The following is a 2,849-nucleotide window of genomic DNA, read 5'->3' as shown; positions in this document are numbered from 1 at the left end:
TTGTTTGGCGAAGGGTTTCCGCGACCACGTGGCGGCCCCGGTTCCAGGGGCCCTAGGGAAGGAAATTCATATGGGTGCGAAGCTGGGCGGCGGGGGCGGCGGCGGTAAGTTCGACCTCGGCCAGAACAGCGACATCAACGTCACGCCCTTCGTGGACGTGATGCTGGTGCTCCTTATCATCTTCATGGTGGCCATTCCGGCCGCCACGGTTTCCGTCAAGCTTGACCTGCCGCCGGCCATTCCGCCGCCGCCAGGCACCAAGATCGTCGAACCGACCCTGATCAACATCCAGATGGCCGGCCTCTATATCGGCGACGTGCCCACCACCCTGGACACCCTGCCCGCCGATCTGTCGCGGATCATCGCCAAGCCCGAGCCCACCGCGGAGCGCGTCTATATCCGCGCCGACCGCACCGTGCGCTACGGCGACTTCATGGCGGTGATGAACACCCTGCAGAGCAACGGCTTCTTCCAGGTGGCCCTGATCAACGAAGAGCTCTAGGCCCTTCGGACCACCGACGAGATCAGGCCCGCCCGGGGAAACCCGGGCGGGCTTTTTCGTGGGCTCTAGGCCGCGCAGGCCTCGAAGCCGGCGCGCAGCTTGGCCTCGTCGAGGTTGCGGCCGATGAACACCATGCGGCTGTAGCGCTTGTCGCCCGCCTTCCAGTCGCCCTGGAAGTCGCCCTCCAGGATCATGTGCACGGCCTGGAACACCAGGCGGCGGTCCTCGCCGGCCACGTCCAGTATGCCCTTGGCCCGCAGGATGTCGGGGCCCTGGTCGGCCAGGAGCTGGTTCAGCCAGCTGGTGACGCGCTGGCCGTGGATCGGCTTGTCGAGGGTCAGCGAGACGCCGCGGATGCCCGCCGCGGCCGCGTGGTCTTCATGATCATGGCCGTGGTGACCGTGGTCATGATCGCCGTGATGATGATGGTCGTGATCATGGTCGCAATCCTCGTCATGGACGTGGCCCGCCTCGCCGTGGGGCGGGTTCAGGAATTCCGGTTGCACCTCGGTGATGCGGGCCAGGTCGAAGCCGCCCCGGCCGAGGATCTTGTCCAGGGACACGTTGGAGCGCTGGGCGCGGTGGATGGGGGCGAGCGGGTTGATCCGGCGGATCGCCGCCTCGACGCTCTTCAGCTCGGCCTCGGTGACCAGGTCGGTCTTGTTCAGCACGATCTGGTCGGCGAAGGCGATTTGCTCGACCGCCTCACGGCTATCGGCGAGGCGCAGCATCAGGTGCTTGGCGTCCACCACGGTGGTGACGCTGTCGAGCTGCGTCTTGGCCTTCACGTCGTCGTCGACGAAGAAGGTCTGGGCCACCGGGCCGGGGTCGGCCAGGCCCGTGGTCTCGACGATGATCGCGTCGAACTTGCCCTTGCGCTTCATCAGCCCGGAGAGAACCCGGATCAGGTCGCCGCGCACCGTGCAGCAGACGCAGCCATTGTTCATCTCGAAGACCTCTTCGTCGGCGCCGACGATCAGGTCGTTGTCGATGCCGACCTCGCCGAACTCGTTGACGATGACGGCGTAGCGCTTGCCATGGTCCTCGGTGAGGATGCGGTTGAGCAGGGTGGTCTTGCCGGCGCCGAGATAGCCGGTGAGCACCGTGACGGGGGTCTTGTCGGTCATGGCCGACATCTAGTCATTGCAGGGGCTCAAGGGAACAGGCGCCGCGCTTGCGGTCGAAAGTGTTATCATATAACACCTGAGCCGAAGATCGAAGATATGGGAAGACTGCAGCCGTGATCGCCTCCACGCCCGAGACCCAAGCGCAGATCGACGCCTTCCGCGCCGACCGCGTCTATCTGGGCGCGGATCATGCCCGCAACGAGCGACGCACCTGGATCGTGGCGGTCATCTGTCTCCTGACCCTGGCGGCCCAGATCGCCGGCGGGATCGCGTTCAACTCCATGGCCCTGGTGGCCAACGGCCTGCACCTGGCCGCCCACGTGGCCGCCCTGCTGGTGGCGGCCGGCGCCTATGGCCTGGCGCGGCGGTTCGCCGACGATGCGCGATTCTCCTTCGGCACCGGCAAGCTGGGCTACCTGGCGGGGTTCGCGAACGCCTCGGTCCTGGCGGTGACGGCCCTGTTCATCGCCTTCGAGAGCATCGCGCGCCTGCTGGCGCCCGCGCCCGTGGCCTATGACGGCGCCTTGGCGCTGGCCGCCGGAGCCTTGGTGGTCAACCTGATTTGCATGTGGCTGCTGCGGCCGGCCCACGCCCATGCGCACGACCGCGACGGCGACCTGAATCTCTCGGCCGCCCACCTGCACCTGGCCGCCGACGCGGCGGTCTCGGCCCTGGCCATCTTCGGCCTGGCGCTGGGGCGGTTCTTCGGCTGGGCCTGGGCCGACAGCCTGGCGGGCCTGGCCGGGGCGGCCCTGGTCGCCCACTTCGCCTGGCGGCTGCTGCACAGGGCCGGCGCGGTGCTGCTGGACATGAATCCCTCGCCCGAACTCACCGCCGAGATCCGCGCGCGGCTGGTCACGGGCGACGAGCGGCTGCTGGACCTGCACCTCTGGCGGCTGGGCCCCGGCCACCACGCCGCCATCGCGGTGATCGAGGCCAAGGCCCCGCTGGCGGCGTCGGCCTATCGGGCGCGCCTGGCCGGTCTGCCCGGATTGAGCCATGTGACGGTCGAAACGCGGGACTCGCGTTGACTTGCACGGGACCCGCTGTATAAGTCCGGCCCTCTCGCCCGCGGGGCCTCTCGCGGGCGCAATTCCTTTTGCTAAAGTCCAAGGCGCTAACGATGTACGCGGTGATCAAAACCGGCGGAAAGCAGTACCGGGTCCAACCTGGCGATCTGCTGGTTGTCGAGAAGCTCGACGGTGAACCGGGCGCCAATG

The 2,849-nt window shown here is 67.6% G+C and carries 4 protein-coding genes; 3 read left to right on the top strand and 1 reads right to left on the bottom strand.

Translation table 11 applies throughout. The features are described 5' to 3' along the window. Positions 1–70: 70 nt before the first annotated feature. Entirely contained in the window at positions 71–502 is a 432-nt protein-coding gene (locus Q8Q88_RS24320) for a biopolymer transporter ExbD (protein WP_305677760.1), read from the top strand. Positions 503–567: 65 nt separating this feature from the next. On the opposite strand, the gene Q8Q88_RS24315 is transcribed toward Q8Q88_RS24320, so the two are convergent. After that, a complete protein-coding gene (locus Q8Q88_RS24315; RefSeq protein WP_305677759.1) occupies positions 568–1,638 on the bottom strand; it encodes a GTP-binding protein in 1,071 nt (356 codons plus the stop codon). Positions 1,639–1,742: 104 nt separating this feature from the next. Between Q8Q88_RS24315 and dmeF the strand changes: the two genes are divergently transcribed. Together dmeF and Q8Q88_RS24305 are read left to right on the top strand one after the other, a co-directional pair. After that, positions 1,743–2,660, top strand: a complete 918-nt coding sequence (gene dmeF, locus Q8Q88_RS24310; RefSeq protein WP_305677758.1) for a CDF family Co(II)/Ni(II) efflux transporter DmeF — start codon at positions 1,743–1,745, stop codon at positions 2,658–2,660. Between the two features lie 92 nt (positions 2,661–2,752). Then, a partial coding sequence (locus Q8Q88_RS24305) for a bL21 family ribosomal protein (protein ID WP_305585676.1) occupies positions 2,753–2,849 on the top strand: 97 nt, incomplete at its 3' end.

Origin of the sequence: Phenylobacterium sp. (genome assembly GCF_030697925.1) — a bacterium.
Lineage (GTDB): Bacteria > Pseudomonadota > Alphaproteobacteria > Caulobacterales > Caulobacteraceae > Phenylobacterium.
This window is presented reverse-complemented; position numbering and strand designations above follow the sequence as displayed.

Bases quoted from the DNA above. Each gene is read 5' to 3' on its own strand.
- Q8Q88_RS24320 (WP_305677760.1), top strand. From the start codon at position 71: ATGGGTGCGAAGCTGGGCGGCGGGGGCGGCGGCGGTAAGTTCGACCTC.
- Q8Q88_RS24315 (WP_305677759.1), bottom strand. From the start codon at position 1,638: ATGTCGGCCATGACCGACAAGACCCCCGTCACGGTGCTCACCGGCTAT.